At 34.7% G+C, this 20,009-nt stretch carries 13 protein-coding genes and 1 other RNA gene; all 14 read left to right on the plus strand.

All coding sequences use genetic code 11. The features are described from left to right. Window positions 1-121 precede the first annotated feature (121 nt). The 14 genes from H1220_00230 to H1220_00295 all read left to right on the plus strand — a co-directional run bounded on the left by H1220_00230 (window position 122) and on the right by H1220_00295 (window position 19,991). Window positions 122-3,799 (plus strand): phosphoribosylformylglycinamidine synthase, encoded by a 3,678-nt coding sequence (locus tag H1220_00230; GenBank protein QMI85852.1) that lies wholly within the window; start codon window positions 122-124, stop codon window positions 3,797-3,799. Further along, window positions 3,799-4,500, plus strand: coding sequence for a phosphoribosylaminoimidazolesuccinocarboxamide synthase (locus tag H1220_00235; GenBank protein QMI85853.1), 702 nt, complete (start codon window positions 3,799-3,801; stop codon window positions 4,498-4,500). The genes H1220_00230 and H1220_00235 overlap by 1 nt, the downstream gene beginning before the upstream one ends. Continuing rightward, window positions 4,493-5,938, plus strand: a complete 1,446-nt coding sequence (locus H1220_00240) for an amidophosphoribosyltransferase (GenBank protein QMI85854.1) — start codon at window positions 4,493-4,495, stop codon at window positions 5,936-5,938. Before H1220_00235 ends, H1220_00240 begins: the two co-directional genes overlap by 8 nt. Before the next feature lie 11 nt (window positions 5,939-5,949). Continuing rightward, entirely contained in the window at window positions 5,950-7,002 is a 1,053-nt protein-coding gene (locus tag H1220_00245) for a phosphoribosylformylglycinamidine cyclo-ligase (GenBank protein ID QMI85855.1), read from the plus strand. After that, complete coding sequence (purN, locus tag H1220_00250; protein QMI85856.1) at window positions 6,999-7,589, plus strand: phosphoribosylglycinamide formyltransferase; 591 nt, start codon at window positions 6,999-7,001, stop codon at window positions 7,587-7,589. Before H1220_00245 ends, purN begins: the two co-directional genes overlap by 4 nt. Next, entirely contained in the window at window positions 7,586-9,127 is a 1,542-nt protein-coding gene (gene purH / locus H1220_00255) for a bifunctional phosphoribosylaminoimidazolecarboxamide formyltransferase/IMP cyclohydrolase (GenBank protein QMI85857.1), read from the plus strand. Before purN ends, purH begins: the two co-directional genes overlap by 4 nt. Window positions 9,128-9,145: 18 nt before the next feature. Beyond that, window positions 9,146-10,417, plus strand: a complete 1,272-nt coding sequence (gene purD / locus H1220_00260; GenBank protein QMI85858.1) for a phosphoribosylamine--glycine ligase — start codon at window positions 9,146-9,148, stop codon at window positions 10,415-10,417. Window positions 10,418-11,351: 934 nt separating this feature from the next. Then, a complete protein-coding gene (locus H1220_00265) occupies window positions 11,352-11,813 on the plus strand; it encodes a hypothetical protein (protein QMI85859.1) in 462 nt (153 codons plus the stop codon). Between the two features lie 198 nt (window positions 11,814-12,011). Beyond that, window positions 12,012-12,491, plus strand: a complete 480-nt coding sequence (locus tag H1220_00270) for a CtsR family transcriptional regulator (protein QMI85860.1) — start codon at window positions 12,012-12,014, stop codon at window positions 12,489-12,491. A gap of 1 nt (window position 12,492) precedes the next feature. Continuing rightward, complete coding sequence (locus H1220_00275; protein QMI85861.1) at window positions 12,493-14,871, plus strand: ATP-dependent Clp protease ATP-binding subunit; 2,379 nt, start codon at window positions 12,493-12,495, stop codon at window positions 14,869-14,871. Between the two features lie 96 nt (window positions 14,872-14,967). Next, window positions 14,968-16,836 (plus strand): hypothetical protein, encoded by a 1,869-nt coding sequence (locus tag H1220_00280; protein QMI85862.1) that lies wholly within the window; start codon window positions 14,968-14,970, stop codon window positions 16,834-16,836. 61 nt (window positions 16,837-16,897) lie between these two features. Further along, complete coding sequence (locus tag H1220_00285) at window positions 16,898-18,325, plus strand: amidase (GenBank protein ID QMI85863.1); 1,428 nt, start codon at window positions 16,898-16,900, stop codon at window positions 18,323-18,325. 222 nt (window positions 18,326-18,547) lie between these two features. Then, window positions 18,548-18,647, plus strand: an RNA gene (ffs, locus tag H1220_00290) — signal recognition particle sRNA small type. A gap of 54 nt (window positions 18,648-18,701) precedes the next feature. Continuing rightward, a complete protein-coding gene (locus tag H1220_00295) occupies window positions 18,702-19,991 on the plus strand; it encodes an adenylosuccinate synthase (GenBank protein ID QMI85864.1) in 1,290 nt (429 codons plus the stop codon). The last annotated feature ends 18 nt before the right edge of the window (window positions 19,992-20,009 follow it).

Consider the following 20,009-nt stretch of genomic DNA (forward strand, 5'->3'; position numbering starts at 1 on the left):
GTTTTTATTGTTATATCAATGTTTTTGTTAGAAAAGTTGACAAAAAACGATAATGTGTTACGATAAAAACGAACATAATTAGAAGTTGTTTTATAAATAGTTCGTATTTTAGGGAGGGTATATGGATAGACGGATTTTTGTAAAGAAAAAAGAAAGTTATAATCAAGAATCATTTATGTTATGTCAACAACTGAATAACATGTATGGTTTTGAATTGGCACAAGCGACAATATATCATGTATATGATATATACAATATTGAGGAAACAACATATTCATTGGCAAAGAAATCTGTTTTTTCAGAAGTGATGATTGATGATGTGTACGAAACACTTACATTAAAAGAGGGATATTATTTTGCTTACGAAACATTGCCTGCTCAATACGATCAAAGAGCAGATAGTGCGATGCAGTGTATTGCATTATTGGATAATCAATCACAGGCTGTTGTTAGAAGTGGTAGGGTTATTGTGTTTGATAAGTGTTTATCTGAGAATGATTTGTTAAAAGTTGAACAATTTTTAGTCAATCCGATTGAAGCCCGTGTCAAAGATATGTCTTGTCTGTCTTTTTCGATTGATGCAACGCCAAAACCATTAAGGGATATGACAGGATTTAATGTATTTGATACCGCACAATTAGAAGAGATAAAACGAGAGATGTCTTTGGCGATGTCGATTGAGGATTTAGTGTTTATCCAATCCTATTTTAGAACGGAGCATAGAGATCCAACAGAAACAGAAATTTATGTGTTGGATTGCTATTGGAGTGACCATTGCCGTCACACAACCTTTGAAACAGTGTTAGATGATGTGTCTATTCAATCGGCACTGTTTAAAAAAGAAATGCAAGAAGCGTACGATACTTATTTGGCTATGAGAAAGTCATTACAGGTCAGTAAACCAGTAACGCTAATGGATATGGCAAGCATTATCGGAAAGTATCATGTACGGGTGTTAAAAGATAAAAAAATCGAAGTAAGTGAAGAAATCAATGCATGCTCTTTTTTCACAGAGAATATAGTCAATGGACGCACAGAGCAGTGGTTAGTGCAGTTTAAAAATGAAACGCATAATCATCCGAGTGAGATTGAACCTTTTGGGGGTGCTAGTACATGTATTGGCGGTGCTATTCGTGATCCGCTTTCTGGTAGAAGTTATGTGTATCAAGCAATGCGTGTGTCGGGTAGTGGCAATATTCTACAAAAACGAGAAGAAACTTTACCACATAAATTACCTCAAATTGATATTTCAAAAGGGACAGCGCATGGTAATTCTTCTTATGGTAATCAAATTGGATTGGCAACGACATTTGTAAGAGAGTTGTATGATGATTCTTATATTGCCAAACACATGGAAGTTGGTGCTGTTGTTGGTGCTGTTAAAGTTGGTGATTTTAAGCGAGAAACACCTAAGAAAGATGATTTGGTTTTATTGATTGGGGGAAGAACGGGACGTGACGGTATTCAAGGTGCGAGTGGATCAAGTGTGGTGCATACCAACCAGTCTTTAGAAACAGCGTCTAGTCAAGTGCAAAAAGGAAATGCTATTGAAGAACGTAAATTACAGCGTTTGTTTAGACAACCTCATGTGACAAAATTGATTAAAAAATGCAATGACTTTGGTGCAGGTGGTGTATGTGTTGCTATTGGAGAATTGTCGGAGGGCATACATATACAATTAGATAAAGTACTTGTTAAATATCAAGGATTAAATGCAACAGAATTGGCAACGAGTGAATCTCAAGAGCGGATGGCGGTCGTTATCTCTCCAAGTGATTATGAAGTATTTACGAAAGCATGTGAAGAAGAGAATATTGAATATGCACATGTGGCAACCATTACTGATAAACGTCGTTTGGAAATGTATTATGGGGCTGAAAAAGTCGTGGATATGAGTGCTGATTTTTTAGCAACAAGTGGTGTAAGACAGCATGCAAATGCACTGTTGATTGATAATAAAGGGAACAATCCTTTCAACCATAAGTCATTTTCTAAAGAAGCTGTTTTAGAAGAATTAAGTGACTTAAATGTGACCTGTCAAAAAGGGATAGCCCAACGATTTGATGCTTCTATTGGAGCAACAACCGTTTTGATGCCTTTTGCGGGGAAACATCAACTAACTCCTGTTCAAGCGAGTGTTCAAGCTTTACCAGTGCTACATGCAACTGGGGATACAGGAACAATTTTGACCTATGGGCTTATTCCAAAAATTTCTCACTATTCACCGTTTTTATCGTCTATGTATGCTGTTTTAGAAAGTGTGGCAAAAATATATGCTGTTGGTGGAGATAAAGAAAGTTTGTATTTTTCTTTCCAAGAGTATTTTGAAAAATTAGGAACTTCTCCAGAAAAATGGGGCAAAGTGACACAAAGTTTATTAGGTAGTATTGTAGCACAACATAAAATTGGACGAGCAAGTATTGGCGGGAAAGATAGTATGTCTGGTACGTTTAATGATTTAAATGTTGTTGAAACGCTAATTTCATTTGCTTGTGCTCCAGTCAAAACAGAGCATATCATAACACCTGAGTTAAAAAATATTGGAAATAAATTATATTATGTACCAGTAGAAAAAGATGAACGGGGTTATCCAAATATAGAAAAAGCAATAGAGCATTATGAATATGTCAAAACAGCGATACGAAATAAACACATCGTATCTGTGTACGTACAAGAAGAAGGCAGCGTTGCAGCTTCTTTAATCAAAATGGCATTAGGCAATAGAGTTGGATTTACCGTAAATCACGATACTATTTTAGATTTTACGCCTGCGTCATTGGTGGTGGAATCAACCGTAGATTTACCATTTACTTTACTTGGCTATGTTAGTGAAGATATTTCTATCAATGGAGAAACATTCTCGTTTGAAGAAGTATATAAAGCCTATACACAGACATTAAATCCGATTTATCCACTTTATCAAAATGAAGATAAAGGGCATTGTGAACAAATCTCTGTTTTGCCAAAAGAGCCTATTTATTATGATGAGTATGTCGATGATGTTAAAGTGGTGATTCCTGTTTTTCCTGGGACAAATTGTGAGTATGACACAGAAAAAGCATTCAAAGATGCGGGTGCAATGACACAAACAGTTGTGATACGAAATAAGAAAGAGCATGATATTGAACAATCTATTGATGCCTTTGTTAAAGCCATTCAAGAATCGCATATTATTATGTTTCCAGGTGGATTTTCAAGTGGTGATGAACCTGACGGCAGTGCAAAATTTATTGTTAATGTATTGAAAAATGCCAAAGTAAAAGAAGCCATTCATCAACATTTAGCAAAAAAACGATTGATTTTAGGTATTTGTAATGGATTTCAAGCCTTAATTAAATCGGGGCTAATACCTTATGGAGAAATTCGAGATGTGACTCAAGACGATTTAACCTTATATCGTAATGATAGTTATCATCATATTTCAACATCTGCATGGACGCGTGTTGCAAATCTGAATTCTCCATGGACACAAGGATTTACATTAGATGAAATGCACGAAGTGATGTTTAGTCATGGAGAGGGTAAATTAGTTGGTACAATGCTTCCTGCGTATAAACATTTGGTAGCTTTTCAATATTGTGATTTTAATGGTTTGGCAAGTGAACATGGACAATTTAATCCAAATGGCTCAGTACTGGCGATAGAGGGAATGATGAGTGAAAATGGCCTTGTTTTAGGAAAAATGGGACATAGTGAACGTTATGGTGAAGGACTGTATAAAACAAACACACTGAAAGGTAGACAAGATATTTTTACAAACGGTGTTCAATACTTCAAATATAAAAAGGAGAAAAAATGATGAATTTATTGTATGAGGGCAAAGCAAAACAACTGTATTCTTGTGAAGAACCAGATAAAGTTTATGTTCATTATAAAAATAGTGCAACAGCTTTTAATGGTATAAAAAAAGAAGAATTTGAGAAAAAAGGCGTTTTAAACAATACGATTACATCGTTGATTTTTAATTATTTAGAGAATGCAGGTGTACGTACACATTTCATTGAAAAAGTGAATGATACGGATCAGATTTGTCAACATGTGACGATTATTCCTCTAGAAGTCATTATTCGGAATATTGTTGCAGGATCTATGGCGAAAAAATACGGTCTACCTGAAGGTCAAGTACTGGCAAAACCCGTATTTGAGTTAAGTTATAAAAATGATGCGTTAGGAGATCCACTTATAAACGATGATCATGCCGTGGCGTTGCATATTGTGACAGAAGATGAATTAGCTTTTATCAAATTCCAAGCTTTACGTATCAATATGCTTTTGCAAGAATTTTTCTTAAAAGCTAATTTAACATTGGTTGATTTTAAAATTGAGTTTGGAAAGACAAAAAATAATCAAATTATTTTGGCAGATGAAATTTCTCCAGATACATGTCGATTATGGGAAGTTGGAACACAAGAAAAGTTTGATAAGGACAGATTTCGCCGAGATTTAGGTGGTGTTATGGAAGCGTACGAAGAAGTGTTAAGGAGATTAACTCATGAGTAGTCATCTAAATGAAGAATGTGGTGTTTTTGGTGTGTTTGGACATTCACGAGCGAGTGAAGTGACCTATTTTGGATTGCACAGTTTACAGCATCGCGGGCAAGAAGGAGCAGGTATTGTTGTATCGAATGATGACAAAATGGTTGGGTATAGAGGATTAGGCCTACTAGCTGAAGTATTTAAAGATAAGCAAAATTTAGATATGTATGGAGATAAAGCAATCGGGCATGTACGCTATGCTACATCAGGAGGAAGTAGTTTACGTAATATTCAACCGTTTTTACATCGCTTTTATGATATGGAAGTTGGTGTATGTCACAATGGTAATCTTATCAACAGTAAAACATTGCGAAAAGAACTAGAACAAGAGGGGGCTGTTTTTTATTCAACGTCTGATACAGAAGTGTTAATTCATTTAATTCGCCGTAGCAAGCAAGCAACATTCGAAGCACAGTTAAAAGAAAGTTTATGTCGTATTAAAGGTGGATTCACGTATTTACTTTTGACAAAAGACGCTTTGTATGGAGCTGTTGATGAAAATGGTTTACGTCCTTTAGTTGTTGGTAAGTTAAAGAATGGGGCATATGTCCTGGCAAGCGAAACATGTGCTATTGATATTTTGGGAGGAGAATTTGTCCGAGATATTTATGCGGGAGAAATAGTGATTATTACAAAGGACGGATTACGTGTCGAATCATATATTGAAAAAAATCGTCATGCTATTGCGGCAATGGAATATGTCTATTTTTCAAGACCCGATTCTAATATAGCAGGTATCAATGTACATGCAGCTAGAAAAAGAACAGGTAGACGTCTTGCGCACGAGTGGCCAACACCACAAGCGGATATTGTGATTGGAGTACCAAATTCTTCTTTATCTGCGGCAAGTGGATATGCAGAAGAAAGTGGTTTGCCATACGAAATGGGATTAGTTAAAAGCCAATACATAGCGCGTACATTTATTCAACCAACACAAGAACTAAGAGAACAAGGTGTACGATTAAAATTATCTGCTGTAAAAAGTATCGTAGGGGGGAAATCGGTGGTCATGGTTGATGATTCGATTGTTAGAGGAACAACTAGCCAACGTATTGTACGATTATTAAAAGAAGCAGGTGCTAAAGAAGTGCATGTACGTATTGCTGCACCACCATTACTTTTCCCGAGTTATTACGGTATTGATATTTCAACATCAAGTGAATTAATTGCTGCCAATCAAACACTTGAAGAAATGCGTGTGTTTATTGGTGCAGATTCATTAGGCTTTTTAAGTGAAGAGGGATTGATTGAATCCATTGGATTAAAGGTAGATGATTTATACGGAGGCTTATGTATGGATTGTTTTAATGGTGATTACTGTGCAGGTTTATATGATTATGAAGAAGAGTTTTATCGCAAATTAACACCCATTCAGCAAGCCTTTTTGGAAAAAAGAAAGTAGAGGAATACATCATGTCGAATGCATATAAAGAAGCCGGTGTCGATGTGCATGCCGGATACGAAGTTGTCGAACGAATTAAAAAGCATGTTCAAAAAACAAACCGCAGTGGTATTATGGGTGCTTTAGGTGGTTTTGGAGGGCTATTTGATTTAGGAAGTTTACAGTATAAAAATCCTGTTCTCATTTCTGGAACAGATGGCGTAGGAACAAAGTTATTGTTAGCGATTCAGCAAAAAAAATATGATACAATCGGAATAGACTGTGTGGCGATGTGTGTAAATGATATTGTTGCTCAAGGAGCAGAACCACTATTTTTCTTAGACTATATTGCCGTTGGTAAAAATAAACCAGAGATTATCGAACAAATTGTGTCGGGTGTTGCCACAGGTTGTCAAATAGCAGGGGCTGCTTTAATTGGTGGTGAAACAGCAGAAATGCCAGATATGTATGATCCAGAAGATTTTGATTTAGCAGGATTTACGGTGGGTGTCGCAGAAAAAGAGCAGTTAATTCATAAAGAGAATGTACAAATAGGTGATGTACTAATTGGCTTAGGTTCTAGTGGTATTCATTCCAATGGCTATTCGCTTGTTAGAAAACTTTTTTTCAAAGATAATCAATATACGTATGAAAGTCATTTTGATGAGTTGGGTGAGAAAACATTGGGCGATGTTTTATTGGAACCTACACGCATTTACGTGAAAGAAATTCTTGCCTTGCATCAAAAAGGATTTGTACACGGAGTGGCACATATTACAGGTGGAGGATTTCTTGAAAATATTCCACGCATGCTCCCAGATGCAATGACCGCACGTATTCACATGAATTCTTTTCAAACATTACCGATTTTTACTCTTATGCAACGTTTAGGGAAATACACTCAAGAAACGATGCTAAATACATTTAATTTAGGTATCGGTATGGTTGTTGCTGTCCCTAAAGAAAGCGTGCAAGATGTTCTACATCTTTTGGGAACTTTTGACACACCAGCGTATGTCATAGGCGATGTTGTTTCTAAAGAGAACTATTCACAAACATTATCATCACAAGAGGTTATTTTATGAATTTAGCTGTTTTTGCAAGTGGTAATGGTTCTAATTTTTCTGCTTTGTACCAAGCTATACAGGAAGGAATATTAAAAGCACATATTAGTTGTGTCATTTGTGATAAAAAAGATGCGTATGTATTAGAACGTGCTAAACAGGTTTCTGTTCCATATTATCATATTGCATTAAGTGAGTATGATTCCAAAGAAGCTTATGAAAAAGCTATTTTAGACATACTAGCATTATATCATATTGATTATATTATCTTAGCAGGGTATATGAAAATCATTGGACAAACATTATTGGATGAATATTCACAACATATTTTGAATATTCATCCAGCTTACTTGCCTGAATTTAAAGGGAAGCAAGGTATTTTAGATGCGTTTAGTGCTGGTGTCTCACAAACTGGTGTGACGGTACATCTTGTCGATGAGGGAATTGATACAGGAGAGATTATCTTACAAGAACGTGTCCCTGTTTTTGAAACGGATACATTGGAAAGTTTAGAGGAACGTATCCACGCGGTAGAGCATCGTCTGTATCCTAAAGCGATACAAATGTATTATCAAAATAAAAGAAATGATGAAAGGAGAAACGTATGACAAGAGCATTGATTAGTGTATCAGATAAAACAGGAGTTGTCCCGTTTGCCAAAGCACTTGTATCATTAGGTATTGAGATTATCTCAACAGGAGGAACAAAAAAAGTTCTTGAAGAAGAAGGAATTAAGACGATTGGGATTGAAGAGGTTACGGGTTTTCCTGAAATGTTAGACGGACGTGTTAAAACATTACACCCAGTCATTCATGGAGGATTATTGGCGCGACGTGATAGTCAAGAGCATACAAATGCTTTAGAAGAGCATCGTATTTCGTATATTGATATTGTTGTGGTAAATCTATATCCATTTAAACAAACAATTTTAAAACCTAATGTACACTATGCGGATGCTATTGAAAATATTGATATAGGCGGACCTAGTATGTTACGTTCAGCTGCAAAAAATCATGTAGATGTGACAGTTTTAGTAGATCCAGCAGATTATGATACTGTTTTAAGCGAATGGAAAGAATACGGGAATACACGTTTTGAAACACGACAAACATTGGCGGCAAAAGTTTTTAGACACACGGCGAGTTATGATGCGTTAATCGCTGATTATATGACAAAACAAGTTGGACAAGATACACCTGAAACATTAACAATAACGTATGATTTAAAACAAACATTACGCTATGGTGAAAATAGTCAACAAAAAGCTTTGTTTTATGAAACAGTTCTTCCACAGCGTTTTTCCATAGCAAATGCAACACAATTACATGGAAAAGAATTGTCTTATAATAATATTAAAGATGCAGATGCTGCTATTCGCATTGCTAGAGAGTTTAACGAACCTGTTGCTGTTGCGTTGAAACATATGAATCCTTGTGGTGTTGGTGTTGGAGAAACGATTGAAGAAGCATTTGAACGCTGTTATCAAGCAGATCCGGTTTCTATATTTGGTGGTATTGTTGTGTTAAATCGACCAGTCACAAAACGTGTTGCTGAGCAATTACATACAATCTTTTTAGAAATTATTATTGCTCCTGTTTATGATGAAGAAGCACTTGAGATTTTAACACAAAAGAAAAATATTCGTTTATTAGCACTACCTTTTGAGGAAATGCATACGAATGAATTAGAGTACGTGTCTGTTTTAGGTGGTTTATTGGTTCAAGAACAAGACAATCATCTTGATGAGCCAGAAACATTTAGCGTCATGACAAAAAGAAAACCAACCTTGGAGGAAGAAAAAGCGTTGTTATTGGCGTGGAAAGTTGTGAAACATGTGAAATCAAATGCGATTGTTATTTCAGATGCTAAACAAACATTAGGTATTGGTGCGGGGCAAATGAACCGTGTTGGTGCAGCAAAAATTGCTTTAGAGCAAGCCAAACAAAGTGGTATGGATTTGTCTAAAGCGGTTATGGCGAGTGATGCCTTTTTCCCTATGTCTGATACAGTAACGTTGGCGTCGGAGTATGGTATCTGTGCCATTATACAACCGGGTGGTAGTATTAAAGATGATGATTCTGTGAATGTGGCAAATGAGCATCATATAGCGATGTTAAAAACAGATATAAGACATTTTAGACATTAAGATGTAGAGGGAAAACTCATGAATATATTAGTGATTGGTAGTGGTGGTAGAGAGCACGCAATTGCAAAAGCGATTGTTCGTTCACCAAAAGTAAAAACGGTATATTGTGCAAAAGGAAATCCAAGAATGGCACAAGACGGCATTGTTTGTGTAGATATTTCAGAAACAGATAAACAAGCACTGGTTCAATTCGCAAAAGAGCATGAAATTTCATGGACATTTATTGGGCCGGAATTACCGCTGTTTCATGGTGTCAGTGATGCGTTTGAACAAGAGGGGTTATTGGTTTTTTCCCCAAGTCAACGTGCTGCAAAGATTGAATATTCTAAAGACTTTGCGAAAGAATTGATGAAAAAATACAATGTGCCAACAGCACAATCGCAAACCTTTACAGATTTTGAAAAAGCAAAAACCTATTGCCTTGAAAAAGGAGTGCCGATTGTTATTAAAGCAGACGGATTGGCAGCTGGAAAAGGTGTCGTGGTTGCGATGACAGAGCAAGAAGCGCTAGATGCTCTATCCTTAATGCTCATCGACGGCTCATATACAAATGACAATGATGTTGCTAGAGTTGTCATTGAAGAGTATTTAGAAGGAGAAGAATTTTCCGTATTTAGTTTTGTCAAAGGTCGAAAAGCTTGGTTTGCGGGTATCTCACAAGACCATAAACGTGCTTATGATAATGATAAAGGTGCCAATACAGGAGGTATGGGGGCATACTCTCCGGTGCCACAATTTGACCAAACGGTTATTGATGATGTGATGATGCATGTCGTACAACCTATTATTGATGGGTTAGTATTAGAGGGAGCTTCATATACAGGTGTTTTATATGCAGGATTGATGATGACAAAAAACGGAATAAAAGTTATCGAATTTAATGCACGCTTTGGAGATCCTGAAACACAAGTCGTTTTGCAACGTTTAAAAAGTGATTTTGTAGAGATTATTACCGATATTTTAGAAGATAAAGAGCCAACTATTGAATGGCGTCAATCAGGTATAACACTAGGTGTTGTTGTGGCAGCAAACGGTTATCCAAGTGCTTATGTAAAAGACTTACCATTAGGAACTCTAACAGTTCCTCAACATACATCAATGGAATTATTTGCTGCTGGTGTTACCGAGAAAAACGGAGAATATGTATCAAGTGGAGGTCGTATTTTCTTAGTATCCGCAACGGCTCAAACTGTCAAAGAAGCACAGCAAGAGGTTTATACATATTTATCAGAAAACCCAATTCCGCAAACTTTTTATAGACAAGATATTGGCAGCAAAGCACTTCGGTAATATAAAAATATATTGTCGAGATGATATATTATTTTATATATGATGAAAATAGAGTTTGAAAAGACAATTCATGAAAATATGAGATATTTTGATTTTCCGTCAACACAATTTGACGGAAAATTATTTTTTAACTATTTGTTGTTTGTGTTAAATGATGTTGTTCCTCAAATGAAATATCTAGATCCAAAATGTCGCAAAAGTGCTATAGCAATGTCACTTTTGCGACATTTTTACACAAAAGATAACTATTGTTGTATTCTATAATTGTTATAAATTGCTATTTGTTTAAATGAAGCAATGTGAAAAAAGGAGGGATCGGAAATATTGTATATATTATTTAAGGATAAATGAAAACAAAAATAAAGCCGGATAAATATATGGTAATTTTTGTAAAAACATATAGCAATGTAATGTCAGTGTATCTAAAATGTATCAAGAATATCTATCATTTTCATATATCAATTTTTGAATAAAAGAAGTAAGGGAGGAGAAACAATGAATGTTAAAAAAATTATATTTTGTTTAGGTGTGTTTATTATCTCTTTATTTGTTGCGAAAGAGTTATATGTATCATTTTTTTCAAATTATCTGTATTATACATTTCGTCCTCTATATATGTGGCTAATGCAAACATATCGAATGGATGCGGGGATTGTTTTACCGCTTTACTTTTTGTTTGCATTTATTGTGACATCTTTGTTATACGATAGTGTATTTTATAGACAAATTAGATTAAAAACGAAATGTTACTATAATACAATCATTTTTTTAATATTTATTTACTTTGTTTTCATTAGAAATATACTGTTTGGAAACATAGAATTTATAAGAGATGATTATTTATTAAATCATTTTGTTACATTGGTATCTACAGGATATGTTATGTATTTATTTTACAGAACATATTCACAAATAAAGAGTAGAAAAATATAAAATGTGTATTTTTTTAGGGTTTTTCGTGTCTATTGCTGAAGCTGGTGGGTATGTTGTAACATATAGTGGAAAAGCAATTAAAAGTACACATTCTAATGGAGAAGCTTATTTTAACAAAGGAGAAATAGCGATTATTCACTATAAACAAAATGTGAGTTGCTATGTAAATTATAGTGTTGCTGGATTTTTAGTATCATTAGAAAAGTATAATTGGTATGGAGGTTCTGACTCTGTTGCTAGTAGAGTATATAACGGTACTGTAAATACAAGTTTTTCTCATATTATGGGTTCTGACGGGAAAGTATTTTTACGTTTTGAAGTAATAGGCAGATATTCAGTTTATGATATACAAGGATATATAGAAAAATCTTCTTATACAGCTATGGATAGAAGTGTACGAATTAGCAATAATGAGGAAGATATTACTTACGATGAGATTTATAATAACGATAAGTCTAATTAGTTAATATTCATATTTTTCATAATTATTCAATTTTCTAAACTGATTTTAGACAAATAATCTATACATTTTAAATAGCCATTACTCAGTGCAAAGCAATATTGTTCTGTACTGAGTTTTTTACGTACAAAAAGTTACTGTGCTTGCAAAGTTTAAAAACCTGTCGTAAAATAATCAAAAGGTCAAGAAAGGTCAATAAAGATGCAAGGTAAACGAAATATAAGTGATATTATTGAAAATTATTTAAAAGATTTTTTAGTGAATGACAATCATGTGATTATTCAGCGAAATGAACTTGCGACTTTGTTTGAGTGCGTGCCCTCACAAATTAACTATGTGATTAAAACACGTTTTACACAAAATAGAGGATACATTGTCCAAAGTAAGCGTGGGGGTGCTGGATATGTTCGTATTAGCAAACTAGATTTTTGCCATACGCATATTATTGATGCGTTACTAAGCACGTTGTCTAATTCATTGTCTATGAATGAAGCTGTTAAAGTCATTTCTCAGTTACATCATGAGCAAGTGTTAACAAAGCGAGAAATGTTATTGATTCAAGCAAGTCTTGAACGTGATATGCTACAATCTCATGTAGACAATGATGATCAATTACGAGCAGATTTATTAAAAAGTCAATTACGACAATTACGATACCAATATAATGAGAGTGAAGAATAGTATGGAAAATAAATTTACACAACTTAGTTTAGATGTATTAGCTCTTGCAAAAGAGCAAACAAGAAGGTCACGACATGCGTTTATCGGATCTGAAGATTTGTTATTAGCTTTAGTGATGACAAAAAATAGTATTGCAGGAAGTGTTTTAAATCGTTACGTATCTGTTGAAGATGTGGCAAATTGTATTGATGTGAATATGGATACAAGTGTAAATGTCAAAAATGTCACGTATTCAGCTAAAATGAATCGTATTTTAGACAATGCTTTAGAAATCTCTGAAAGATTGCAGTCCAATTTAGTAGGGACAGAACATTTATTATTAGGAATATTGAGCGAAGATGTAAAAGCTACACAAATTTTAAATCGTTTAAAAGTAGATGTTCAACGATTAGTCAAAGATATTTATCGTGAAATTGGTTTTTCAATCAATGAAAAAACAGGTGATTTAGAGGATAAAAAACAAAGTAAAACGCCTGTTTTAGATGCTTTAACAAGAGATTTAACAGAACAAGCCGTTGCGGGAAAAATTAGTAAAATTATTGGAAGAGAAACGGAAACAAGACGTATTTTACAAGTGCTTTCTCGTAAAAATAAAAATAATCCTGTTTTAGTTGGCGAACCTGGTGTCGGAAAAACAGCAGTCATTGAAGCTTTGGCAAATTTATTAGTTAACCAAGAAGTACCTAAATCGTTACAAGGAAAAAGACTACTTAGCCTAGACGTAGGTAGTTTGGTAGCAGGAACAAAATATCGTGGTGAGTTTGAAGAACGTATGAAACGTATCGTTGATGAAATTTTGTTTAGTGGCGATATTATTTTATTTATTGATGAAATTCATATGTTAGTCGGTGCAGGTGGATCAGAAGGTTCAGTAGATGCAGCAAATATTTTGAAACCAGCTCTAGCTAGAGGGGAAATTCAAATTATTGGGGCAACAACATTTTCAGAATATCAAAAAAATATTGAAAAAGATGCTGCCTTAGAAAGACGTTTTGCACCAGTATCTATTGATGAACCAACCCCTGAAAAAACATTTGATATGTTGAACATGATTATTTCTGAGTTTGAGCAGTATCACGGGGTATCCATTCCTGCAGATGTCATTAAAGAAGCTGTTTACTTATCTTCCCGTTATATTTCTGATCGTAAATTACCAGATAAAGCCATTGACTTGATTGATGAAGCAGCCTCTAAATTGATACTTGATTTATGTCAAAATCAAAAAGAAGAACCAACAGCTATTTTAGAGGATACCATTCAACAACAATTATCGGCAAAAGATTTTGAACAAGCAGGTGCGTCGTTTAAACAACTTGTGTCGACGATGAAAAAGCAAGAAAAACAAAAAGAAACAGTTAAAAAAATACCGGTACTAAGTCAAAGAGATATTGCTCAAGTTGTGTCGTCTTGGACAGGGGTACCCGTTACAGAATTGGAGAAAAAAGAAAGTCAACGTTTGTTGAGAATGGAAAAAGAATTGCATAAACGTGTCATTGGGCAAGATAAAGCGGTTAGTGCTGTTTCCAGAGCGATAAGACGATCTAAGAGTGGTATGGGAGATCCAAAAAAACCGATTGGTTCATTTTTATTTTTAGGGCCAACAGGTGTAGGGAAAACAGAATTAGCAAAAGCTCTTGCAGATATTTTATTTGGTAGTGAAGATAAAATGATTCGAGTGGACATGTCTGAGTTTATGGATAGACATAGTACGAGTCGATTTATTGGTTCGCCTCCTGGGTTTGTCGGATATGATGAGGGGGGACAACTGACTGAAAAAGTGAGACGTCAACCATATTCTGTTATTTTATTTGATGAAATGGAAAAAGCACATCCAGATGTGTTTAATATTTTGTTGCAAATTTTAGACGATGGATATGTTACAGACGCAAAAGGTAGACGAGTTGATTTTAGAAATACAATTTTAATCTTAACATCTAATATTGGTGCAACATTATTACGTGATGAGAAAAAAGTAGGGTTTGGTGCTGCAGTTAGTCAAGACCAAATGGCTATGGAAAAAACGATTCGTGATGAATTGAAAAAAGTTGTTCGTCCAGAGTTTTTAAACCGTATTGATGAAATTGTTGTATTCCATTCACTTGAACAAGAGCATGTATATCAAATTGTTAAATTATTGATGAAAGATACATTGAAACGTTTAGAAGACTTAGGTGCAACTGTCAGTGTATCATCAAGCGTCATCAAAAAAATTGCGAAAGACGGATTTGATATTGAGTATGGAGCACGTCCAATTAAGCGTGCTATCCAAAAAGAGATTGAAGATAAATTGAGTGAAAAGCTCTTGGATGGAACAATTCGACAAGACAGTCATGTTAAAATCGGGTTAAAACAAGATGCAATTACCATTCATGTGAAATAAATAGATGAAAAACTACATTGAAAAATGTAGTTTTTTTGTGCAAAAAAGAGTTGAAATGGCATATATACATAATAGAAAACATGAAGGAGGAAAACAATGAAAAAATGGTTAATGATCGGTGTCTGTTTGTTGAGTGTGTTTTGTTCAACGCAAGTATTTGCAACAGATACAGTTGTGACGATGAGAGATTCCAAAGAATCTGGAGTTGTGTATGTGGAAGAGGAGGATTTTCATACAGCATTGAGTTATGATGATGTTTTAGTTTCAGATGATGATGTGTTATTTTGTTTAGATCCCACAACATTAGTAAACGGAAAAGAGTATCAGACGAAAGTGTTCTCAAATGAAGAGATTATTACAGGAGAGAAACAAAAAAAGATTGATGCTTCTTTAAAAGAAAAATTGTCTTTAACAACATATTTTGGGTATGCCATCCAAGTATCCGATAAACACTATCATTATACACAAATGCTTGTTTGGGAAAACTTAGGGTATCGCATTGCAAAAGTAACAGGTACACTTTCTTTAGAAGAGTATCAACAGTTTAAAGAAAATGTGACAAAGAAAATCGAACAGTACAAAAAATATACAAGTTGGCATAATCAAACTGTTACAGTAACTTTAGGAGAACGTGCTGTACTTGAGGATTTGAATGGTTTAGTGTCTCAGTTGATTATTCCAGAGCAGATTGAAGGGTGGAAGATAGAACGTATTGATAATCGCTTAATATTAACACCAACTTCCTCTGCTAATACAACGATACTATCGTTTTACCAAGAAAAACAACCACAACATCATGGTATGTCATTTATTTATCAGCGAGAGCATTCGCAAACATTAGGAAAATTTAAATTAGACACGGAGAGATTTTCAACCGTTCGCTTGAATTTAATTAAAAAGAAAGATGTTGTCGTACATAAAGTGGATCGTAATGGCAAAGGATTACAAGGGGCAAACATTGGTGTCTATGAAGGGAATCAATTAATCGATATGTTAGAAACAGACGAAAATGGGAATGTTACATTTTCAAATTTAAATATAGAAAAGCACTATACAATTAAAGAAGTCAAAGCACCAGATGGATTTTTGTTAAATCCAGAAGTCTATTCTGATGAATTGGGCACTATCACGATTGTAGACGATAAACAACCAACCATACAGTCGAAAGCGACAACGATGTATCATCAAAAACAAAGTTATCCATTTGAGAAACATGTAGAAGCTGTTGTGCTATCCAATTTAGTGAAAGATAAAACATATATGCTTGTAGTAAAACAGCTTGATACATCAGGTAAAGTATTGAAAGAACAACGTCGTTCATTTGTTGCGAACGGTACTCAAGACGAACAGTCCTTCGAGTTTGAAGGGTATGAAGATACAGTTATATATGCAGATGAATTATATTTGAATGATGTGTTGATTACAACGCATCTTGATTTAAAAAATCAAGATCAAACGGTGTATGCACTACATCCGAAGATTCAAACGTATGTGAATAAAGTGGATGATACTTATGTTGATACAATCAATTATGAGGGGTTTAAACAAGGGGAAGTACTTGTCAAAACATGGATAACACCACTTGGTAAAGAAGATATTGTTGTTGAGCCGACAGAGAAAATTTATTCGGTAGATGAAAAAGGCAGTCTATCTGTTGCGCTAGATAAAGTAAATTTAGATGCTCTTGATGAGGGGAAATATGTAGTAATGGAACAAATTTTTGATTACTCTCAAAAAGAAAAAGGTGCTTTACTTGCTGAACATACGGATACTAATTCGCAAGAACAGTCTTTTGAGAAAGAAGCAACAGAAGAAACAACTCAAACAGTTGAAGAAACGACACAAAAACAAGACGATGCCCTACCAGAAACAGGAGAGCATAATGCTGTGTATTTATTGGTTATTGGTAGTGTATGTATTTGTTTAGGTATACGAGGTCTATTGATTAAAAAACTAGAGAAATAAACGAATTTCATTTAAAATAAAAAGCATCACAGAGTCATTATACAGTAAAAGAGGAATAAACATGGAAGATGCTTTATATTGGGCAAAACAAATTCAAAAAGGTGCTATATCTGCTGAAGAACTGTTATTAGAAACGATAAAAAAGATAGAGAATATCAATCCACAATTAAATGCTGTTGTGCGCACACGATACGATAAAGCTTTATATGAAATACAGACAAGACCATTATCTAAGACAATGTATAAAGGTGTGCCTATTTTATTAAAAGATTTAGGACAAAATCTAAAAGGAGAACTTAATACATGTGGTAGTTCTTTGTTACAAAACAATGTATCTAATCATACAGACAATCTCGTTAAAAAAATAGAAGAATTAGGATTTATTGTGATTGGGCAAACAAACGCAGCAGAGTTTGGATTTACTAATTTTACAGACAATATGTTATATGGTACGACAAGAAATCCTGTTGATATGACAAGACATGCGGGCGGTTCCAGTGGAGGTGCTGCTAGTGCGGTTGCCGGTGATATGATTCCTTTGGCTCTGGCAAGTGACGGAGGAGGGTCAATTCGTATTCCGGCTAGTTGGACAGGTACAATCGGACTAAAGCCGAGCAGAGGGCGTATTCCTGTTGGACCATTTAGTTACCGAGGGTGGCAAGGAGCATCTATTCATTTTGCTATTACAAAAAGCGTACGAGATACAAAAGACTTATTCTATGCACTTCAAACAGAACAGTGGGAAAGTCCCTTTACCTTGCCTTTAAATAAAGAGCTACCTATGATTAAGCCTTTAAAAATTGCATATAGCACCAAGTCACCGGTAGGAACACCGGTTTCGGATGCTGCGAAAAATGCTGTTTATTATACAGTACAAATGCTAAAAGAACTGGGTTGTATTGTAGAAGAAGCAACACCTAAATTAGACGGTATTGGATTGATGCAAAGTTATTATATGATGAATAGTGCAGAAACAGCAGCGATGTTTTGCGATATGGAAATGTCTTTAAAGCGTCCTTTAACACGAGAGGATATGAATATAATGGCATGGATTATTTATCAATCAGGTAAAGATTTACTAGCGAGTGATTATACAAAAGCTCTATCTTGTTGGGACAGTGCTGCAGCGGTAGTGACTGATTTTCATGAAGAATATGATGTGTTTTTGCAACCAAGTACAGCAGATGTAGCGCCTAAACTAACAGAATATGGTATACAACATAAATTGTTTGAAAAAATGGCAAATGATGTGGAAAGTACGACATCTACTAAAAGAAAATTAGATATTGTTTGGGAGATGTTTTTAAAAGGATTAACATTAACACCTTTTACCCAACAGGCCAATTTGACGGGACAACCTGCTATTAGTTTACCGATATATCAAACCAAAAACGGATTACCACTTGGTGTACAGTTGACGGCTAGAAAAGGGCGAGAAGACATTTTATTTGCTTTATCAGAACAGTTGGAACCTTATTTCCTTTCATAGATAATAATGCGGTATCAAAGGTATTTATTAGTCAAAAGTGTATTTTCGATTTTTACTTGTCGTAGTATATAAATGGGTTATAGAAATGAATGTTTATGTATTATTTTAAGAATTCTTGAATTCGACAAAAATAGTCGGATTTTTCTGTCAAATAGATGATTAAAAAGAAAATTTAGAGAAATCCTGTATTCTTAGTGGAAAAATAAAAAAGAATTTGTTATAATATCGAAGTACGGCAATGAGAAGCTTATGAACCGAGTCAGATCCGGAAGGAAGCAGCTATAAATAGGATTTCTCATGTGCTGTACTTTTTTGCGGAAACATAAAAAATCGAAGAAGTAAATAAATCTGTTTACTCTAAGGAAGGGTGTAAATTATGGCATCAGTAGTAGTTGTTGGAACCCAATGGGGCGATGAGGGAAAAGGTAAAATTACCGACTTTTTAAGTGAAAATGCAGAGGTTATCGCACGTTATCAAGGTGGAGATAATGCAGGACATACAATTAAGTTTGGTGGTGTTACGTATAAATTGCATCTCATTCCATCAGGTATCTTTTATCCAGAAAAGATTAGTGTTATTGGGAACGGAGTTGTTGTAAACCCTAAATCTTTAGTAACAGAATTAGCATATTTAGCAGAAAGAAATGTTGATACAAAAAATTTACGTATTTCTTCTCGTGCACATGTGATTTTGCCGTACCACATTTTATTAGATACATTACAAGAACAATCTAAAGGTGATAATAAAATAGGTACAACGAATAAAGGGATTGGACCTGCTTATATGGATAAAGCAGCTCGTATCGGTATTCGTATGGCAGATTTATTAGATAAAGAAATATTTGAAGAACGTTTACGTACGAATTTAGAAGAAAAAAATAGATTATTTGAAAAATTATATCAAGCAGAACCATTAAAATTTGAAGATATATTTGAAGAATATTATGAATATGGACAACAAATTAAACAATATGTTTGTGATACATCTGTAATTTTAAATGATGCATTGGATCAAGGTAAACGTGTATTGTTTGAAGGTGCCCAAGGTGTCATGTTAGATATTGACCAAGGAACATATCCATTTGTGACATCATCTAATCCGGTAGCTGGTGGTGTAACCATTGGTAGTGGTGTTGGACCGTCAAAAATCACAAAAGTTGTTGGCGTTTGTAAAGCATACACATCGCGTGTAGGAGATGGACCATTCCCAACAGAATTATTTGATGAAGTCGGAAATCGTATCCGTGAAATTGGTCGTGAGTATGGAACAACAACAGGTCGACCAAGACGTATTGGATGGTTTGATAGTGTTGTGATGCGTCATGCAAGACGTGTATCGGGTATTACGAATTTATCTTTAAACTGTTTAGATGTTTTAAGTGGTTTAGATGAAGTTAAAATTTGTGTTGCTTATGAGAAAGCAAATGGCGAACGAATTGAACACTATCCAGCAAGTTTAAAAGAATTGTCAGAGTGTACACCTGTGTATGAAGTGTTACCGGGTTGGTCTGAAGACATTACAAGTTGCCGTACATTAGAAGATTTGCCAGAAAATGCACGTCAATATTTACGTCGTGTATCAGAATTAGTTGGTGTACGTATTTCAACATTTTCTGTTGGTCCAGATAGAGATCAAACGAATGTGTTGGAAAGTGTTTGGGGATAATGACAAAGGCACGGTACT

This window comes from Carnobacteriaceae bacterium zg-84, assembly GCA_013874835.1.
Lineage (GTDB): Bacteria > Bacillota > Bacilli > Lactobacillales > Aerococcaceae > WM01.

What these genes read in the sequence shown, in the direction of transcription:
- H1220_00230 (QMI85852.1), top strand. Translation starts at nt 122, where the DNA reads ATGGATAGACGGATTTTTGTAAAGAAAAAAGAAAGTTATAATCAAGAA.
- H1220_00235 (QMI85853.1), top strand. Translation starts at nt 3,799, where the DNA reads ATGAATTTATTGTATGAGGGCAAAGCAAAACAACTGTATTCTTGTGAA.
- H1220_00240 (QMI85854.1), top strand. Translation starts at nt 4,493, where the DNA reads ATGAGTAGTCATCTAAATGAAGAATGTGGTGTTTTTGGTGTGTTTGGA.
- H1220_00245 (QMI85855.1), top strand. Translation starts at nt 5,950, where the DNA reads ATGTCGAATGCATATAAAGAAGCCGGTGTCGATGTGCATGCCGGATAC.
- purN (QMI85856.1), top strand. Translation starts at nt 6,999, where the DNA reads ATGAATTTAGCTGTTTTTGCAAGTGGTAATGGTTCTAATTTTTCTGCT.
- purH (QMI85857.1), top strand. Translation starts at nt 7,586, where the DNA reads ATGACAAGAGCATTGATTAGTGTATCAGATAAAACAGGAGTTGTCCCG.
- purD (QMI85858.1), top strand. Translation starts at nt 9,146, where the DNA reads ATGAATATATTAGTGATTGGTAGTGGTGGTAGAGAGCACGCAATTGCA.
- H1220_00265 (QMI85859.1), top strand. Translation starts at nt 11,352, where the DNA reads ATGTGTATTTTTTTAGGGTTTTTCGTGTCTATTGCTGAAGCTGGTGGG.
- H1220_00270 (QMI85860.1), top strand. Translation starts at nt 12,012, where the DNA reads ATGCAAGGTAAACGAAATATAAGTGATATTATTGAAAATTATTTAAAA.
- H1220_00275 (QMI85861.1), top strand. Translation starts at nt 12,493, where the DNA reads ATGGAAAATAAATTTACACAACTTAGTTTAGATGTATTAGCTCTTGCA.
- H1220_00280 (QMI85862.1), top strand. Translation starts at nt 14,968, where the DNA reads ATGAAAAAATGGTTAATGATCGGTGTCTGTTTGTTGAGTGTGTTTTGT.
- H1220_00285 (QMI85863.1), top strand. Translation starts at nt 16,898, where the DNA reads ATGGAAGATGCTTTATATTGGGCAAAACAAATTCAAAAAGGTGCTATA.
- H1220_00295 (QMI85864.1), top strand. Translation starts at nt 18,702, where the DNA reads ATGGCATCAGTAGTAGTTGTTGGAACCCAATGGGGCGATGAGGGAAAA.